The sequence below is a fragment of the Actinomadura sp. 3N407 genome (assembly GCF_052245875.1).
Lineage (GTDB): Bacteria > Actinomycetota > Actinomycetes > Streptosporangiales > Streptosporangiaceae > Spirillospora.
In genome coordinates, this window is record NZ_JBQQBP010000005.1 from 409,770 (window position 1) to 427,213 (window position 17,444).

The following is a 17,444-nucleotide window of genomic DNA, read 5'->3' on the forward strand; positions in this document are numbered from 1 at the left end:
GGTCGTTCCCGGAGTGGACCCGTCCCTACTCTTGGGTAGGAAAGCTCGGAAACAGAACCGCTGTGGGGGGAATCGCGATGACGGGATCACCTGTGACAGGCCTTGGCAGCTCCCGCCTCGGCCCCGCCGAACGCGCCGCGGCGCTCGACCACATGGCCCGCGAGGAGTTCGACGTCGTCGTGGTCGGCGGCGGCATCGTCGGTGCGGGCGCCGCGCTCGACGCCGCCACCCGGGGCCTGTCGGTCGCGGTGGTCGAGGCCCGCGATTTCGCGTCCGGGACGTCGTCCCGCTCGTCCAAGCTGATCCACGGCGGGCTGCGCTACCTGGAGCAGTACAACTTCGACCTCGTCCGGGAGGCCCTGACCGAACGCGGCCTCCTGCTGCAGCAGATCGCCCCCCACCTGGTGAAACCCGTCCCGTTCCTGCTGCCGACCACGCACCGCGTGTGGGAGCGCGCGTATCTCGGCGCCGGCGTGGCGCTGTACGACGCGCTCGCGTTCCAGATGGGCAGCACCCGCGGCGTCCCCCACCACCGGCACCTCAGCCGGCGCGGCGCGCTGCGGCTCGCGCCGTCCCTGCGCAAGGCCTCCTTCACCGGCGCGATCCAGCTGTGGGACGCGCAGGTCGACGACGCCCGCTTCGTGATGATGGCGCTGCGGACGGCCGCCGAATACGGCGCGCGGATCGCGTCCCGCACCCAGTGCCTCGGCTTCCTGCGCGAAGGCGAACGCGTCACCGGGCTGCGCATCCGCGACCTCGAGGGCAACACGACCAGCGAGGTCCGCGCCAAGCAGGTCGTCAACGCCACCGGCGTGTGGACGGACGACATCCAGGAACTCGTCGGCGGCCGCGGGCAGATCCACGTGAAGTCCTCCAAGGGCATCCACCTCGTCGTCCCCAAGGACCGCATCCACTCCGCGACCGGGATCCTCCTGCGCACCGAGAAGTCCGTGCTGTTCGTGATCCCGTGGGGCCGCCACTGGATCATCGGCACCACCGACACCGCCTGGGACCTCGACAAGGCCCACCCCGCGGCGTCCAAGGCCGACATCGACTATGTCCTGGACCAGGTCAACAGGGTCCTCAACACCCCCCTCACCCACGACGACGTCGAAGGCGTCTACGCGGGCCTCCGCCCCCTCCTCACCGGCGAGACCGAAGAGACGTCGAAACTGTCCCGCGAACACGTCGTCGCCCACCCCGTCCCGGGCCTCGTCCTCGTCGCCGGCGGCAAGTACACCACCTACCGCGTCATGGCCAAGGACGCCATCGACGCCGTCGCCCACGGCCTCGACGGCAAGATCCCCGAATCCTGCACCGACCGCATCCCCCTCGTCGGCGGTGACGGATTCCAGGCCATGTGGAACGCCCGCCACCGCCTCGCGTCCCGCTCCGGCCTCCACGTCGCCCGCATCGAGCACCTCCTGCGCCGCCACGGCACCCTCGTCGACGACCTGCTGGAACTGATCTCCGAGAAACCCGACCTCGCCAAGCCCCTCACCGGCGCCGACGACTACCTCCGCGCCGAAGTCGTCTACGCCGCCACCCACGAGGGCGCCCGCCACCTCAACGACGTCCTCGCCCGCCGCACCCGCATCTCCATCGAAACCTGGGACCGCGGCCTCAGCGTCGTCCAGGAGGCCGCCGACCTCCTCGCGCCCGTCCTCGGCTGGTCCAAGAAGCAACGCGACCGCGAGATCGAGTACTACCGCAAGCGCGTAGAAGCCGAACGCGCCTCCCAAACCCAGGAGGGCGACCAGGAGGCCGACGCCCACCGCCGAGGCGCCCCCGACATCGTCCCCACCGCCTAACGCGTTGGCCACATACGTTCACCGGACCGGGCGACACGCCTGCTGACGGCCGCGTTGCAGAATGCCTGCGCTGGCGCAGCGCCAACGCCCGCCATCCCGAAGTACCGGCCGCCCCGCGCACGCGCCCGCATCCGCAGCGAACGCCAGGTGGGGCCGACCACACCAAATCCCCATGATCGAAGGGGAACGAGCACGGCCACCGCACCCGCCCGCTAGGGGATCGGAGCCTCACCGACCGCCGCGAGCAACTCGATGGGGAACTCGCGGTCGTTTTGTCCGACAGCGAGCGCGACCCAGCGGCCGGCATCCGGCCGGCGCCAGACGAGCATCTCGCCGCTGAGCAGGCACAGCCAATCAACCGGCTCCGGAACCGGGCTCTCACCGCACAGATACGGTTCCAGATCGATCGAATCGGGCCCGCCCCAGCGTGCCGTCAATGCGGCCACCAGTTCCTGGAGAGCGGTATCGATCTCCTCTTCGGCCACCTCGACGATCTCCTCACTGCGGTCGTCCCAAAAGTCCCGACTGGCCTGCAGGACACACAGGTGGTAACCGGGTCCGCTAGAACGGTTCCCCTCCCGCGTGTCCTCAGCCGGAAAAGGAAGGACGAGCAGACCGTCGACGATGCCAAGCGGATCTTCCATGGCCATGCCGTGAGACTAACGAGCCAGCGAAGGCATGTGGACACCGCATGGGTGCGGTCGTTGGCGTCGCTCCGGCTCGCCTCGCGGCAGCAGGAAAGGGGGTGGCAGGGGAATCCGGCGTGAGTTTCGGGACGGCGAACCCGGTCTTGGGGGTCGGAGGTCACCACCGGCCCGGTAGCCGCGACCCGCAACCGCTGACAGGGGTCGTTCGTTCGAGATGCATGGCGTTCATCGCTTTCATGACGATCCCTGGGCTTGTGATCGGACTCGTCGCCTTCGCCGTCTTCGACCGCGCGGGCCTGTGGGCGCATCGCAGCCTCCGCCTGCCCTGGCGGCGGGACGAGGTGGGCCGGCCCGTCTCGGCGGTCGCGGTCGGCGAACTGGACGCCTTCTTTCATGGGACGCACCGCCACCGGCAGGACGAGCGCAACTCCTCGCTGATGCTGCGGGACGAGGAGAACGATGCCGCGCCTCCGCGAACGCGCGTCGACCTTGCCGGTGGAACCGCCGTCGTCCGTCGTCCGCGTCGGTGAACGCGCCGGTGGCCGTTCTGGTGTCGGCGGGGTGTGTTCGGGGGTGATGATCGGGGTGGTCGTGTCGTGGTCCCGTGGGGTTGGGGGCCGTGTCTTTGGGTGCTGTTGTTGGTGGCCGACCTGGTGTTGGCCTGTTCTGCCCGGGGGCCGCGTCCTTGGGGTGGTGTTGACGTGGTCTGTCCGGAGGGCGCGTCTGGGGGGTGTTGTTCGTAGGACCGTTGATTGGTGTGGGGGTGCGTCATCGGATCAGCATTGTTCGCGGCCGAGCATGAGGTTCTTGCCGGTGGAGTAGAGGTCGGCGGGGACTCGGGCCGGGTCCAGGAGGTGCTGGAAGGCGAGGCCGACGTCGAGGGCCAGGGCCAGGGTGGCGCGTTCGTCGGGGGGTATGCCGTCGGTGGTCTCCAGCTGGCTGGCCATCTGGGCGCGGCGTTCGGCGTACCAGTCGGCGATGCGCCAGCCGGCGGCGTAGTCGCGCATGCCGTAGAGCCAGAACTCGACCAGGAGCAGGGCGATGCGGCGGGCGTGGTCGTCGGTGTCCTGGCGGGGCGAGGAGCGGGCGGTGGTGTCGGCGTCCTCCTCGGCGGCGCGGAGCTCGTCGCAGACGTCGATGCTGCGGTCGTTGGTGAAGCGCTCCATCAGGGCGAGCAGCAGGTCGGTCTTGCCCGCGAAGTTGGAGTAGACGGCGCCCTTGGTGAGACCGGCGGCCGCCGCGATGTCGTCGAGTGAGGCGCCGTGGATGCCGCGTTCGGCCCAGAGCCGTTCGGCGGCGGTGAGCAGGGCGGTGCGGGTCTGCTCGCGGCGGTCCCGGCGTGGCTGGACGCTGCCGCCGGACGGGCGCGGGGGGCGCATCGGCCCCGCCGTGTCACCCTCGGGCCGATGATCGCCGTGGGCGTCCGTCATATGGTGTTCCCCCTCCGTGTACGGACGCGTCCCGCGGTTCCGGGCGCGCGGCAGCGGACGCCCGGCGGCGGGTCGCGCGCCGAGATTCTCTCTCCTGCTCTTCGGAATACACCGGTCGGACATGGTCAGTCCCCCAGTTGCGCAACTCCGCCTGGCTTGGAACGGTCCGTAGGGCAGTGGATCATCAGTGGGGAACGAAAAACCGGGATCAGCGCGGCAAACCGCCAGATTGGCGGCGTTACTTGCGGGTAGCCAAAAGTGGCCAGGGGGTCATACGCTGCCTGTATGGCATCCCCGACGGTCCCTGCCAAAGGCGCGGCAGAGCACAAGCTCCCCCGAACTCTGATCGACCGGCTGGCCTCGCACGTCACCTCGGGCGGCGCCGACACCACGACGATCCCCAGCCCGTTCACCGGTGAGCCCCTCGCGACCGTTCCGATCTCCGGCGCCGACGACGTCCTCGCGGCGTACGAGCGGGCGCGGGAGGCGCAGCGGGCGTGGGCGCTGCGGCCGGTGCGCGAGCGGGTCAAGCCGTTCCTGCGGCTCGCGGACGCCCTGGTCGACCGGCGCGAGGAGATCCTCGACGTCATCCAGCTGGAGACCGGCAAGGCCCGCCGCCACGCGATGGAGGAGTTCCTCGACGTGGCGCTGTGCTCGCTCTACTACGCCCGGCGGGCCTCGAAGCTGCTGAAGCCGCGGCGCAGGCAGGGCATGATGCCGGGCGTCACCCGCGTCCGCGAGCTGCGGCACCCGAAGGGCGTCGTCGCCCTGATCGCGCCGTGGAACTACCCGTTCGCGCTCGGTGCCAGCGACATCGCGCCCGCGCTGATGGCGGGCAACGCGGTGATCCACAAGCCGGACACCCAGACGTGCCTGTCCAGCCTGTGGGTGCTGGACCTGCTGATCGAGCTCGGACTGCCGCGTGATGTGTGGCAGATCGTCGTCGGTGACCCGTCCGAGATCGGCGACCCGCTGGTGGACAACGCCGACTATGTCTCCTTCACCGGGTCGACGCGCGGCGGCAAGGCCATCGCGGAGCGGGTCGCGCCCCGGCTGGTGGCGTACTCGCTGGAGCTCGGCGGCAAGAACCCGATGATCGTCATGCCGGACGCCGACGTCGAGCGCACCGCGCGGGGCGCCGTCCGCGCGTGCTTCACCAATGCCGGGCAGCTGTGCATCTCGATCGAGCGGATGTACGTGCACGAGGACATCTACGACCGGTTCGTCCCCCGATTCGTCGAGGTCGTCAAGGACATGAAGCTCGGCACCGGCCTCGACTTCGACACCGAGATGGGCTCGCTGACCTACCAGCGGCAGCTGGAGGCGGTGACCCGGCATGTCGACCAGGCCGTCAAGGAGGGCGCGACCGTCCTCGCGGGCGGCAAGGCCCGTCCGGACGTCGGCCCGCTGTTCTACGAGCCGACGATCCTCACCGACGTCGGCGGTGACATGGACCTGTGCGCGAACGAGACGTTCGGCCCGGTCGTCGCGATCTACAAGTACCGGGACGAGGACGACGTCGTCGCCCGCGCCAACGACACCCCGTACGGGCTGAACGCGTCGGTGTGGACGAAGAGCCCGTCGAAGGGCCGTCGCCTCGCGGCCCGCATCCAGGCGGGAACCGTCAACATCAACGACGGGTACGGCGCGGCGTACGCGTCCTACGACTCCCCGATGGGCGGGATGAAGCAGTCCGGGATGGGACGCCGCCACGGCGCCGAGGGCCTGCTGAAGTTCACCGAGGTGCAGACCGTCGCGAGCCAGCACTTCATGGACCTCGAACCTCCGGGCTCCATCGGCTACGACAGGTTCGCCGGCTTCATGGCGACCGGCATCAAGCTGATGAAGAAGCTGCGGATCAAGTAGGGGACGCCTGTGAAGCATGACTTCGACGTGCTCGTCGTCGGGTCCGGATTCGGCGGGAGCGTGTCGGCGCTGCGGCTGACCGAGAAGGGCTACCGGGTCGGTGTGATCGAGGCCGGACGCCGCTTCGACACCAACCCGTCCGGCGCACCGGGGGCACGGTATCCGGAGCTGCCCAAGACGAACTGGCGCGTCGCCCGCTACCTGTGGGCGCCGGCGCTCGGCCTCACCGGCATCCAGCGGATGCACCTCATCCGCGGCGCCAAGTCCAGCCGGGTGATGGTTCTGGCGGGTGCGGGCGTCGGCGGCGGGTCGCTGAACTACGCCAACACCCTGTACGTCCCGCCCGAGCCGTTCTTCAAGGACCGGCAGTGGGCGCACATCACCGACTGGCAGGACGAGCTGGCGCCCCACTACGAGCAGGCGAAACGCATGCTCGGCGTCGTCCAGAACACGACGACGACCGCTGCCGACGTGGTCATGAAGAAGGTCGCGGACCGGATGGGCAAGGGCGACACCTTCGTCAAGACCCCCGTCGGCGTCTACTTCGGCCGCGGCGCGGGCGTCGAGAGCGCGGACCCGTACTTCGGCGGGACGGGCCCGCGCCGCCGCGGCTGCCTGGAGTGCGGCGAGTGCATGGTGGGCTGCCGCCACGGCGCGAAGAACATGCTCACGGAGAACTACCTTTACCTGGCCGAGAAGGCGGGCGCGCGCGTGATGCCGCTCAGCCGCGTCACGTCGGTCAGGCCCCTGCGCGGCGGGGGGTACGAGGTCGAGATCGTCCGGACCGGCTCGTTCGGCCGCAATCGCAAGACGTTCACCACCGAGCAGGTCGTCTTCGCCGCCGGTACCTACGGCACGCAGAAGCTGCTGCACAAGCTCAGGTCGACCGGGGCCCTTCCGCGGGTGTCGGACCGGCTCGGAGCGCTGACCCGCACCAATTCCGAGGCGATCCTCGGCGGCGGCCGCCGCAACGGCCTGCCCGGCCCCGACTTCTCCGAGGGCGTCGCGATCACGTCGTCGTTCCATCCGACTCCCGACACGCACATCGAGCCGGTCCGCTATGGGCGCGGCTCGAACCTCCTCGCCAGTCTGCAGACCCTCCTCGTGGACGGTGACCGTCCGGGGGAGAAGCACACCCCCCGCATCCTGAAGTTCGCCCGCGAGGTCGTCCGCCGCCCCCGTGACCTGGTGCAGCTGTTCGACGTGCGGCACTGGTCCGAGCGGACGGTGATCGCGCTGGTCATGCAGACCCGCGACAACTCGATCACCCTGCGTCCGAAGAAGGGCCCGTTCGGCTGGGACGTCCGCGCGTCCGCCGGCCACGGCGAGCCCAACCCGACGTGGGTCCCCGAGGGCCATGAGGCGACGCGCCTGATCGCCGAGGAGATCGGCGGCATGCCCGGCGGCGCCTGGGGCGACGTGTTCGACGTCCCGATGACCGCGCATTTCCTCGGCGGCTGCGCGATCGGCGACTCCGCCGAGTCCGGTGTGATCGACGCCTACCACCGCGTCTACGGACACCCCGGCCTGCACATCGTGGACGGTTCGGCGGTCTCCGCGAACCTGGGCGTGAACCCTTCCCTGACCATCACCGCCCAGGCTGAACGTGCGATGTCGTTCTGGCCGAACCGGTCCGAGGACGACCCTCGCCCTTCCCTGGGCGACCCGTACCGCCGCCTCGCGCCTGTACCGCCGAAGAACCCGGTCGTCCCGGCCGGCGCCCCCGCGGCCCTCACCCTCCCGATCGTCGAGATCACCTGACACGACCGCCACCTCCTCGGATTCGGCTCTTCGGATCGCCGAATCCCGGGGACGCTCGCGAAGCCGTGCCACCTATTCGTCAGAGCCCAAGACGTCGGACGGCTTGAATCGCGAACTCGGCGGGGCTCCGGCCAGTGGAGCACCCCGCAGGTGACGGACCGCGTTCCGGGTGACCAGCCACAGCAGGCCACCGAACGCCGCCATCAGCAGGGTGCCGACCAGCCCTAGCGCGACGTCGCGGACGGTGCTCCCCGCCGTCTGATAGACATCGGGCCCGGGTGCCCATCGCATGAGCACCAGCCGCCCCTCGACGGTCTCGCCCGGCTCCGCATAACGAAGCGTGACCGGCACACGGCGGCCGTCATCGGCGTAGTGGCCACGCGCCATGGTCTCTCCGCCCCGGGAATTCTTGGGCGGGGAGTAACCGCGCTCCACACGCACCACGACCTCGTCGCCGACGCCGACCAGAAATCCGCCGACGTTCACCAGAACGGCTAGGAGGACGACCGCACTGCCGAGGGCGAGCGCCGCCAGTGGCCCGCACACCGACACGGTGACGACGGCCAGCCTCCGCGACGGCCCCGAATCGTTGCTGCCAGGCATGCGGCAACTATAGGCGATGCGGACCGTTCTCGACGGTGCCGCGAAGGTGAAGAGCACGGTGTGCTGGTAGGCGGCGTAGCGTGTCCCTGCGTGGATGTGAGAGGCGAGGCGGCGCAGGTCATGGCGGAATTGCGGGCGCAGGCCGATCCGGTGCGGGCCGAGAGTGAGAAGCGCTACCTGAAAAGCGACTTCGTGCACATCGGTGTGACTGTGCCCGCGTTGCGCAAGGTGGCCGTGTCGGCGGTGAAGGCCGAGCCCACACGGGACGAGGTGGTCGCTCTCGCCGAGGCTCTCTGGCGCGTGACCCAGGAGGGACGTCCTGTGCATGAGGCCCGGATGGCGGCGCTAGAGGTGCTCGTCAAACGGGCGGCGTTGCTAGGGCCAGGCGACCTTGGGTTGGCCGAACGGCTCGTCCGTGACTCGGCGAGTTGGGTGTACGTGGACTACATCGCGGAAAGGGTCGTCGGCAGGCTGGTCGTCCGGTACCCGGACCTGGGGACGGCATTGGACGCGTGGGTCAACGACCCCTATATGTGGATGCGGCGCACGGCCGTCCTGGCTTTGCTGGCGGGCGTGCGGGCGGGAAACCCTGACCTGGAAAGGCTCGACCGCTTCGGGGACGCGCTGATCGGTGAACGCGAGTTCTTCATCCGCAAGGCCCTCGGATGGGTGCTGCGGGAGTTGTCCAAGAAAGACCCGGGCTGGGTGACCGAGTGGGTCGAGGCCCGGGTCGGGGTCATCTCCGGTGTGACGCTCCGGGAGGCCGTCCGGCGCCTTCCCGGAGAAGACGCCGAACGGCTGCTCGCGGCTCAGCGGCGGTAGGCCTGCCACACCTTGTGCATGCGGGAGCCCTGGCCGGCGGTGAAGGACGTCATGCACGTGTCGTAGCTGTAGTCCATGTAGTTGTGCACTGGGTCCTCCCCAGGTGAGGGGCAGGTGTCCTTGCCGGACGGGCAGCCGTTCGTGGGGTCGCGCTCGGCCGGGGTGTCCGCGACCCGGTCGCCTTCGCCGCCGCAGCCGTCCTGGAACGTGTGGTAGAGCCCGAGCCAGTGGCCGACTTCGTGTGTGGCGCTGAACCCTTTGTTGAAGTTCTCGATGTGGCCGCCGGGCATGCTGCCGTAGTGGATGGTCACGCCGTCCATCTTGGGCTCGGACTTGTACTTCCATGGGAACGTCGACCAGCCGAGAAGGTCTCCGCCTATGTAGGCGCTGTAGAGGTTCAGGGTGCCTTTGCCGCCTTCGCGCAGCCTCGGCTTGTACGTCTTCTCGTACCGTTCGGGGTCGTTGAACCAGGCCGCGTTGTCCGTACGGCTCACGTCGCGGAGTTCGAACGAGACGCGAGTGTCGGCGCCGCCGTTCCGTCCGCCGTAGGAGGCGTTCAACGTGCTGATCTGGCGCTTGATCGTCGAGGTGGACACGTTGCCCCTCGCGCCGTTGTGCAGCACATGGAAGTAGACCGGAACGGTGATCTGCGGTGCGGCACGGAGGTCGGCGCCGGCGGACTCGCCGTCCGTTCGACCGGCCGGGCGCAGACCCAGGTCGTCCAGTATCTGGTTGAGGTGCTTCTCGACGGTGGCGGCCTGTGCGGGGGTCAGTTCGTTGTGCTCCCGGTCGTGCTCGTGGTTGTGCGTCCCTGGCCGCAGCCGTGCTTCGGGGTGCGCGCAGTCGTCCAGGCGTGCGGTCTCCGGGCGTGCGGTCTCCGGGCGTGCGGCCTGCGGGTGTCCGGTCTGCGGGAGCGGCCCGGACGGCATGGCGGGGACGAACGCGGCGATCACAGCGGCGGCGGCGGCGAGGAACTTCACGGCACTCCTAGGGAGGACGCTTGCGGACGGGAACCAGGCGAGCACAGGGCGTCATCAAGAGGTATCAGAGCGAGGTCGTGCCGCGAGTGTGATCAAGGTAAATGGATGCCGACCGTTATCGGTCAGTCGCACCATGTGACGATCCGGCTCGGGGGTGCGGGCATCGGCGCAGGCAGCGGCCCCCGTAGACTGGGGAAATCCTTCCGGCCGTGCGAAAGGCGTTGTTGGTGGCCGCAGACCAGTCCTTTGACACCGTTCTCGTCGTCGACTTCGGCGCGCAGTACGCGCAGCTGATCGCGCGTCGCGTCCGCGAGTGTCACGTGTTCAGCGAGATCGTGCCGTCCACCATGCCGGCGGCGGAGATGCTGGCCAAGCGGCCGAAGGCCATCATCCTGTCGGGCGGCCCTGCGTCGGTGTACGCGGAGGGCGCCCCGATCGCGCCGGACGGCCTGTTCGACTTGGGCGTCCCCATGTTCGGTATCTGCTACGGCCACCAGGTGATGGCCCAGGCCCTGGGCGGGACGGTCGAGAACTCCGACGTCGCCGAGTACGGAGGCGCGACCGTCTCTGTCACGTCCCCCGGCATGCTGTTCGCCGGTCTGCCGCACGAGCAGGCGGTGTGGATGTCGCACCGCGACTTCGTCAGCCGTGCCCCGTCCGGCTTCACCGTGACGGCCAGCACCGACGTGACACCGGTCGCCGGTATGGAGGACCTTGAGCGCGGCCTCTTCGGCGTCCAGTTCCACCCGGAGGTCCTGCACACCGAGCACGGTATGGAGCTTCTGCGGCGTTTCCTTTACGAGGGCGCCGGCTGCCGTCCGAACTGGACGATGGTGAACATCGCGGACGAGTCGATCGCCGCCGTCCAGGAGCAGGTCGGGAACAAGCGGGCGATCTGCGCGTTGTCCGGCGGCGTGGACTCCGCCGTCGCCGCCGCCCTCGTCCAGCAGGCCATCGGCGACCAGCTGACCTGCGTGTTCGTCGACCACGGCCTGCTGCGCAAGGGCGAGCCCGAGCAGGTCGAGAAGGACTTCGTCGCCGTCACCGGCGTGAACCTGCACGTCGTGGAGGCCCAGGACCGCTTCCTCGCCGCCCTCGACGGCGTCAGCGACCCCGAAGAGAAGCGCAAGATCATCGGCCGCGAGTTCATCCGCGTCTTCGAGGAGGCGGCCCGCGAGATCGTCGAAGGCGGTTCCGGGGGGTCGTCCCCCCAGAAGGGCGCTAAGGACGCCGCGGAACCCGTCGAATTCCTCGTCCAGGGGACCCTCTACCCGGACGTCGTCGAATCGGGTGGCGGCACCGGCGCGGCCAACATCAAGTCGCACCACAACGTCGGCGGCCTCCCCGAAGACCTGCAGTTCAAGCTGATCGAGCCGCTGCGGAACCTGTTCAAGGACGAGGTCCGCGCGCTCGGCGAGCAGCTCGGCCTGCCGTCCGAGATCGTCTGGCGCCAGCCGTTCCCCGGCCCCGGCCTCGGCATCCGCATCATCGGCGCCGTCACCCGCGACCGCCTGGACATCCTCCGCGACGCCGACGCCATCGCCCGCGAAGAGCTGACCAACGCCGGTCTCGACCGCGACATCTGGCAGTTCCCCGTGGTGCTTTTGGCGGACGTCCGGTCCGTGGGCGTCCAGGGTGACAGCCGGACCTACGGCCACCCCATCGTCCTGCGCCCGGTGACGAGTGAGGACGCCATGACGGCCGACTGGGCGCGGCTCCCGTACGACCTCCTGCAGCGGATCTCCACCCGCATCACCAACGAGGTCCGCGAGATCAACCGGGTCACCGTCGACATCACGTCCAAGCCTCCCGGCACCATCGAGTGGGAGTGACCCCGTCCGAGCGATGAGAACACGAGGCCCGGGTGCGATCACACCCGGGCCTCGTGCGCGCGTCGTCAGACGGTCGCGGGGGCCAGCGCGGCCTCTGCCTCCAGGTTCGCGGCGGTGGCGTTGACCCCGGGCGTTTCGGCTCGACGGGGGAGGGGGCTCACCTCCTGGAGGGAGGTTGCAAGGGCGCGGTTGTCGCGATGATGTCGGCATGACCACGATCTGTGCACCCCGGCTCGCCGCTCGAACTGAGACCTGGCCTGTTACGGCAGTGACCTGGACTGTCGGAGCGTTCATCGCCATCGTTGCCGTGCTGGTCGCGAGCAAGCCGCTGCGCGGTGAGAGTTTCGGTGGCACCGACGGTGTGATCGTGCTCGCCTGCGGGCTGCGCGCCCTGACCATCGCGATGGCGCAGGCGACGATCCGCTCGTGGGGGCGCCGGGTGCCCGGCTGGCTGCTGCTCGGTGGTCTGGCGGGCGCGGCGGGCCTCCAGGTCTTCTACCCGCTCGCCGAACTCCTGATCAAGCTGGCGGTCGTGGTGGGCTTGGTGGAGGAGACCGGTCTGGGTGCGACCCACACCGACGCCACGGCCTGGTTCAACCTGGTGATGACCGCGCTGATCTGGGGCTTCCCCGGTGTGCTGCTGGCCCGGATCGCGGTGCGGTACCGGAGCCGGGAGGGCGTGTCGTTCCGCTGGGTCCTCCTGGGGATCATCGGCGGCGTGGCCTTCCTGCTGGGGCTCGGCCTCCTGATCGGCTGACGCCCTTCCGCACATGTCCGCATCGACCAGCGCGTCCTGGCCATGACCGCCGGCTCGTTCGGCCCCCCTGGGAGGGGATCTTCCGTCCCTGGGGCGAACGGGAGGCACCGCGGAGCGACATCGCCCCGGTTCTTTAGAGGCACTTCGGCCTACGCCGGTGGCGCCGGCCGTGGGCAGGGCGGTGATCTTGTTCTTCGTTGGGCGGAACCGGAAGCATGGCGCGAGTCTCATATGTGGTGTCCCGTCCGTCGAAAACCCTGGGGAACGCCAATGGACCGGTTGAGCGCTGAGCAGCGGCGGCTTGTTGACGAGTTGTGCGGGGAGTGGGAGGCGCGGGTGGCCGACCCGGACCGGCGGGATGCCGAGCGGGCCCTCGCCGAGGTGTACGACCAGCGGGGGTGGGCGCGGCCCAAGGCCGTGATCTGGCTGGACTCCCCGCTGGCGGGCGCCATCGCGGCGCGGACCCTCCTCTACGGGCACAAGCATCTCGACGGCGACCGGCATCCGGACGCGCACAAGGGGTGGGTCAGCGCGACCACGCCGCGCCTGGAGGGGACGTTCGGGACGTTCGACCGTCAGGAGCCCTCCTCCTTCGAGGAGCGCGAGCCTTTCGCCCCGAGGTGGCAGCTGCCGGACGTCCATTCGGCCTACAAAGTCTCCTACGACATGGAGGGACCGGACCTGCGAGCCGTTCTGGCGCGTGTCGGCGAGCCCGCGTGGGCGATCAACAGCGGGGTCTCGGGCCGTTTCAAGGAGGAGGCGCTGTCGCCCTCCGCCCCCGAGGGTTTCGACGCTGCCGGCGCCGATGCTCATGCGCGCCTGCTTGAGGGGCTGGAACCGGTGTTTCCCGCTGGGCAGTGGGAGGCGGTGAGGGACGCGCTGCGGTCCTGTGCTGAAGGGCCGCGTCCTGAGCATTGGAAGCAGTGGCGGCAGGTATGGGCGGTGGTGCGCGCTCCGGAGAACCATGCGCTCCTGATCCTGGAGGCGGTGCGCCGAAGTGGTGCCGGGCCGCTCCAGGCGCGGCTGCGCATGGCGTCGGTGGTCGGATGGTGGTGGGCGCTCAACGACGTCGCGGTGCTGACCCCTCATCCCGCCGAGGTCCACACCGACGACTCGGGCCGCTTGCACAGTGACGACGGCCCGGCCGTGCGCTATCGGGACGGTTTCTCGCAGCACTGCTGGCGGGGCCGGCTGGTGCCGCCCGACCTCATCGACCCCGGGTGGAGCGCCGCCGACATCGTCCATGCGTCCGATGAGGAGTTGCAGCGGCGTGCGGCGGAGCAGCTGGGCTCCGCCTCGTACGCGGCCACCCGTCGTGCCGCGCGCATCGTCCCGGATCTGCGCCGATGCGCGCTGGAACGGCTGGGCTGGGCCCGGTTCGCCGCCGAGGCGCCGCTGGCGCGGGTCGGGGAGGCGGTGACCGACCCGGGCGATCCCGGCTGCGAGCTGGCGCTTTACGACGTCCCCGCGGTGGTGTTCGGGCGCCCGGCCCGGGTGGTCCTGCGTGCCGGGGGTGCCCGCAGCGGGACGGCGCTGCCGGTGCCGACGGACACGACCGATCCGGTGGCCGCCGCGTCATGGCTCGGGGACGGTGCGCGTGAGCCGGCGCCCGAGCCGGAATTGCTGGCGCGCATCCGGCAGAGCGAGTCGCTGCAGGGGACGCTGGCCGGGCTCGAACTCGAAATGTCTCACGTCTCGCACATCGAACACGTCGAGGAAGTCCATCTGGCCGGGGGCGCTCGCCTGGAGCCGATCGGAGGGAGCGGCACCGGCGGCACCTACTTCCTCTGCGGTGACGGCCAACGCCGTCCGGTGCTGTACGCCGACTCCGAAGGCGGATACCAGGTGATGGGACGCGACCTCACGGAGGCCCTCGAGTTCATGGTGAGCGCCGACCCCGACGGCGACCCGGAGGAGGCGGACGACGAGGCCGCACGGGAACTGGGCCTGCGGCCGCTGCCGCCGGAGGAGTACCGGGCGCGGCGGAAGCAGGCCGAGGCGATGGCAACCGCCCTCACGCTGGTGATGACGGAGGAGGGCAACGCGTACGAGTACCGACCCGACACGTGGTTCCGGTGCTGAGGCCGCGCCGCCGCTTCGGACGGTGGGCGTCCCTTTTCGCCGTCCCGGCCGTCCTGCTGCCCGCCGGCGCCTGCGGCCTCTGGAACGACCCGCTGCTGTGGAGTCTGGACGGCCGGGCGATCGGCGGCGGCGAGTCGGTGAGGCCGACGGTCTGGGCGACCGGGCCGACTCTGGCGATCACCCGGGCCCGGGACGTGACCGGGTACGACGCCGCGACCGGTGAGCCGCGCTGGACGGTGCCGCTGTCCGGCACGGTGTGCGCGGCCTCGCCCCGTCCCTCCGGCGGCCGGGTCGCCGTTCAGTTCGGCCGGGGCGAGCCGGGCTGCGGCCGGGTCGCGCTGATCGATCTGAAGACCGGCAGGAAGGTCTGGGAGCAGCCGATCACCCCCGCCGACCGGGTCAGGCGAGGCCAGGCGGTCATCAGTGCCGGTGCCGTGGTGGTGGACTGGCTCTACGGCACCGCCGCCTTCCGGCTGGACGACGGACGTCCGCTGTGGAAGGTCGACAGCTACCGCGTGGACTGCGCGTTCCAGGGATTGGCGGGCGGTCCGGTACTGGTGGCCGGGCGGTCCTGCGACGCCGACAAGCTCAACGTCCGCCGCGTGGAAGGGCTCGACCCGAACAGCGGCCGGGCCCTGTGGAGCTACGACGCGCCGCAGGGACACGTGGTCGAGGCGATGGTGTCGACCCGTCCCGTCGTCCTCGGGCTCCGCCGGGACGACCGGCGTATGCGCATGTCGCGGTTCGTGGTCCTCAACACGTCCGGTGAGCAGGTCACGAGCATCGACGTCGCCTTCAAGAGCGCCTTGAACTGCTCCAGCCCCCGGCCGTACAGCCGGTGCGGCAACATCGTGGTCACCGGCGACAGCCTCTACATCAGGTCGGGCACCGGGCCGGGGAAGGACGATGAGGAGCGGACGTTCGCGCCGATCGTCTCCTATGACCTGGCGACCGGCCGTGCCCGGTGGGCCACCGAGAACCCGGACGGCAACCACCTGTTCCCGATCGCGATGGACGGCGACCGGCTCATCGCCGCCCAGCCCGCGACGGCCGGTGAAGGAGGCAAGGCGCCCCGGCTCGTGTCGGTCGACGCCGCCACCGGCAAGACGTCGATCATGTGGAGCCTCACCAGGAAGGCGGACTTCCGGCTGCGCAGCGGATCCGACCGCCAGTACGCGCAGGGCCGGTTCTTCCTGACCAAGAAGCTCGTGACGGGCAAGGAGAAGGTCGCACTCCGCGCGTACGGGGACCCCGATGAATGAGACCGGGAACCCGGCGCAGCGCCCCCGGCGAGGGACGGCGCTTCTCGTCGCGCTGGCCCTTCTGCTGCCCGTCGGCGCCTGCGGGATCGGTGAGGAGGCGCTGCTGTGGAGCCTGGACGGCCGGGCGATCAGCGACGGCGAGTCCGCGGCGCCGACGGTCTGGGCGACGGGGCCGACTCTGGCGATGACCCGGGCCCGGGACGTGACCGGGTACGACGCCGCGACCGGTGAGCCGCGCTGGACGGTGCCGCTGCCCGACAAGGTGTGCGCGGCCTCGTCCCGTCCCTCCGATGGCCGGGTCGCCGTTCGGTTCGGTGAGAGGGAACTGGGCTGTCACCGGGTCGCCGTGATCGATCTGAGGACCGGGAGGAAGGTCTGGGAGCAGACGATCAGCCCGACCGACCGGCACTGGTCGGGCGGGATCGCCATCGGTGAGGGCACCGTGGTGGCGGACTGGCAGTACAGCACCGCCGCCTTCCGGCTGGATGACGGACGGCCGCTGTGGACCATCGACAGCCGGGGTGCGGACTGCGCGATCGACGGGCTGTCGGGCGGTCCGGTGCTGCTGGCCCGGCAGACCTGCGAGAACAAGGTCCGCAGCGTGCACCGGCTCGACCCGCGGAGTGGCCGGTACGTGTGGAGCCACGACGTGCCCCCGGCCTACAGGGTCCAAGCGATGGTGGCGACCCGTCACGTCGTCCTCGGACTTCGCTCCACCGGACGCGGTGTGTCGCGGTTCGTGGTCCTCGACATGTCCGGCGCACAGGTCTCGGGCTTCGACATCGCCGACAAGGAAGAGGTGCGTTGCTACGGGGGCCGCCAGGACCTCAACCGCTGCCAAGGCGTCGTTGTCGCCGACGACAGCCTGTACGTCAGATCGGGTGAGCGTCCGGTGAAGGAGAATGGGCGCACCGTGCCGGTCGTCTCCTATGACCTTGCCGCCGGCCGTGTCCGGTGGGCCACCGAGAACCCGGATCGCAACCACCTGTACCCCCTCGCGATGGACGGCGACCGGCTCATCGCCGCCCAGCCCCGCAAGCCGGGCGGAAACGGCAAGGGAGGCAACAGGAGCAAACCGCCCCGGCTCGTGTCGGTCGACGCCGCCACCGGCAAGACCTCGATCATGTGGCGCCTCACCAACGACGCCGGCTCCTGGTTGCGCACCAGATACGACCGGCAGTTCGCACAGGGCAGGCTCTTCCTGAACGAGACGTCCGTGACGGACCTGGACGAGGACGACGTCGTGTTCCGCGCTTTCGGGAAGCCCCCCGAGTGAGACCGGACCGCAGGCCGGACGATGCGCTGTGGTGAACACCACCCGACCGGCTCGTCGATGAGGTCAGGGCCGTCCGGGGGCCGCTCGTCGGGCGGCTGCGGGTGGGTGTGATTCCCACCGTCGCGCCGTACTTGCCGCCCGTTGTGCTGCCATGGCTCGCCACGGAGTTTCCGGAGGTGGAGCTCTCGGTGCGCGAGGACAAGACCGGGTAAATGCCGGGCCAGGCGGGGTCAAGTCTGCGTCAGGGGACGGACTGGCAATCGCGATGCGTGTTCATGTGGTGGCGTGACGTCACCATGCTCGGTGGGGCGAGGA

14 protein-coding genes are annotated in these 17,444 nt (G+C 70.1%); 10 read left to right on the plus strand and 4 right to left on the minus strand.

The features are described from left to right. Positions 1-77 precede the first annotated feature (77 nt). A complete protein-coding gene (locus ACTWPP_RS15530) occupies positions 78-1,811 on the plus strand; it encodes a glycerol-3-phosphate dehydrogenase/oxidase (protein WP_443104929.1) in 1,734 nt (577 codons plus the stop codon). Positions 1,812-2,023: 212 nt separating this feature from the next. Here ACTWPP_RS15530 and ACTWPP_RS15535 read toward each other — a convergent pair whose 3' ends face one another. After that, complete coding sequence (locus tag ACTWPP_RS15535) at positions 2,024-2,461, minus strand: hypothetical protein (protein ID WP_443104930.1); 438 nt, start codon at positions 2,459-2,461, stop codon at positions 2,024-2,026. Positions 2,462-2,694: 233 nt separating this feature from the next. Between ACTWPP_RS15535 and ACTWPP_RS15540 the strand changes: the two genes are divergently transcribed. Continuing rightward, the gene (locus tag ACTWPP_RS15540; RefSeq protein WP_443104931.1) at positions 2,695-2,988 is read left to right on the plus strand and encodes a DUF6191 domain-containing protein; all 294 of its coding nucleotides are present in this window, start codon (positions 2,695-2,697) and stop codon (positions 2,986-2,988) included. Between the two features lie 246 nt (positions 2,989-3,234). Here the strand turns inward: ACTWPP_RS15540 and ACTWPP_RS15545 are convergent, their stop codons facing one another. Beyond that, complete coding sequence (locus ACTWPP_RS15545; protein WP_443104932.1) at positions 3,235-3,888, minus strand: TetR/AcrR family transcriptional regulator; 654 nt, start codon at positions 3,886-3,888, stop codon at positions 3,235-3,237. A 285-nt stretch (positions 3,889-4,173) separates the two neighbouring features. Between ACTWPP_RS15545 and ACTWPP_RS15550 the strand changes: the two genes are divergently transcribed. Beyond that, positions 4,174-5,754: a succinic semialdehyde dehydrogenase gene (locus ACTWPP_RS15550; protein WP_443104933.1), complete on the plus strand. Its 1,581-nt coding sequence runs from the start codon at positions 4,174-4,176 to the stop codon at positions 5,752-5,754. A 9-nt stretch (positions 5,755-5,763) separates the two neighbouring features. Continuing rightward, positions 5,764-7,515, plus strand: a complete 1,752-nt coding sequence (locus ACTWPP_RS15555; protein WP_443104934.1) for an FAD-dependent oxidoreductase — start codon at positions 5,764-5,766, stop codon at positions 7,513-7,515. Between the two features lie 72 nt (positions 7,516-7,587). Here the strand turns inward: ACTWPP_RS15555 and ACTWPP_RS15560 are convergent, their stop codons facing one another. Beyond that, the gene (locus ACTWPP_RS15560; RefSeq protein ID WP_443104935.1) at positions 7,588-8,118 is read right to left on the minus strand and encodes a hypothetical protein; all 531 of its coding nucleotides are present in this window, start codon (positions 8,116-8,118) and stop codon (positions 7,588-7,590) included. Positions 8,119-8,208: 90 nt separating this feature from the next. On the opposite strand from ACTWPP_RS15560, the gene ACTWPP_RS15565 reads away from it, so the two are divergent. Continuing rightward, positions 8,209-8,940, plus strand: coding sequence for a DNA alkylation repair protein (locus tag ACTWPP_RS15565; RefSeq protein ID WP_443104936.1), 732 nt, complete (start codon positions 8,209-8,211; stop codon positions 8,938-8,940). Here the strand turns inward: ACTWPP_RS15565 and ACTWPP_RS15570 are convergent. Beyond that, complete coding sequence (locus tag ACTWPP_RS15570) at positions 8,928-9,920, minus strand: zinc metalloprotease (protein ID WP_443104938.1); 993 nt, start codon at positions 9,918-9,920, stop codon at positions 8,928-8,930. The genes ACTWPP_RS15565 and ACTWPP_RS15570 overlap by 13 nt on opposite strands. A 221-nt stretch (positions 9,921-10,141) precedes the next feature. Here ACTWPP_RS15570 and guaA point away from each other — a divergent pair, with 221 nt between their 5' ends. The 5 genes from guaA (at position 10,142) to ACTWPP_RS15595 (ending at position 17,129) form a co-directional block, all read left to right on the plus strand. Next, the gene (gene guaA / locus ACTWPP_RS15575; RefSeq protein ID WP_443105117.1) at positions 10,142-11,752 is read left to right on the plus strand and encodes a glutamine-hydrolyzing GMP synthase; all 1,611 of its coding nucleotides are present in this window, start codon (positions 10,142-10,144) and stop codon (positions 11,750-11,752) included. Between the two features lie 268 nt (positions 11,753-12,020). Beyond that, complete coding sequence (locus tag ACTWPP_RS15580) at positions 12,021-12,509, plus strand: hypothetical protein (protein ID WP_443104939.1); 489 nt, start codon at positions 12,021-12,023, stop codon at positions 12,507-12,509. 270 nt (positions 12,510-12,779) lie between these two features. Continuing rightward, positions 12,780-14,591: a DUF6745 domain-containing protein gene (locus ACTWPP_RS15585; RefSeq protein WP_443104940.1), complete on the plus strand. Its 1,812-nt coding sequence runs from the start codon at positions 12,780-12,782 to the stop codon at positions 14,589-14,591. Beyond that, positions 14,576-15,853: an outer membrane protein assembly factor BamB family protein gene (locus tag ACTWPP_RS15590; RefSeq protein ID WP_443104941.1), complete on the plus strand. Its 1,278-nt coding sequence runs from the start codon at positions 14,576-14,578 to the stop codon at positions 15,851-15,853. The genes ACTWPP_RS15585 and ACTWPP_RS15590 overlap by 16 nt, the downstream gene beginning before the upstream one ends. Next, complete coding sequence (locus tag ACTWPP_RS15595; RefSeq protein WP_443104942.1) at positions 15,846-17,129, plus strand: outer membrane protein assembly factor BamB family protein; 1,284 nt, start codon at positions 15,846-15,848, stop codon at positions 17,127-17,129. The genes ACTWPP_RS15590 and ACTWPP_RS15595 overlap by 8 nt, the downstream gene beginning before the upstream one ends. Positions 17,130-17,444: the final 315 nt, after the last annotated feature.

Excerpts from the sequence above, each read along its gene's own strand:
- ACTWPP_RS15530 (WP_443104929.1), top strand. The coding sequence starts at position 78 with ATGACGGGATCACCTGTGACAGGCCTTGGCAGCTCCCGCCTCGGCCCC.
- ACTWPP_RS15535 (WP_443104930.1), bottom strand. The coding sequence starts at position 2,461 with ATGGCCATGGAAGATCCGCTTGGCATCGTCGACGGTCTGCTCGTCCTT.
- ACTWPP_RS15540 (WP_443104931.1), top strand. The coding sequence starts at position 2,695 with ATGACGATCCCTGGGCTTGTGATCGGACTCGTCGCCTTCGCCGTCTTC.
- ACTWPP_RS15545 (WP_443104932.1), bottom strand. The coding sequence starts at position 3,888 with ATGACGGACGCCCACGGCGATCATCGGCCCGAGGGTGACACGGCGGGG.
- ACTWPP_RS15550 (WP_443104933.1), top strand. The coding sequence starts at position 4,174 with ATGGCATCCCCGACGGTCCCTGCCAAAGGCGCGGCAGAGCACAAGCTC.
- ACTWPP_RS15560 (WP_443104935.1), bottom strand. The coding sequence starts at position 8,118 with ATGCCTGGCAGCAACGATTCGGGGCCGTCGCGGAGGCTGGCCGTCGTC.
- ACTWPP_RS15585 (WP_443104940.1), top strand. The coding sequence starts at position 12,780 with ATGGACCGGTTGAGCGCTGAGCAGCGGCGGCTTGTTGACGAGTTGTGC.
- ACTWPP_RS15595 (WP_443104942.1), top strand. The coding sequence starts at position 15,846 with ATGAATGAGACCGGGAACCCGGCGCAGCGCCCCCGGCGAGGGACGGCG.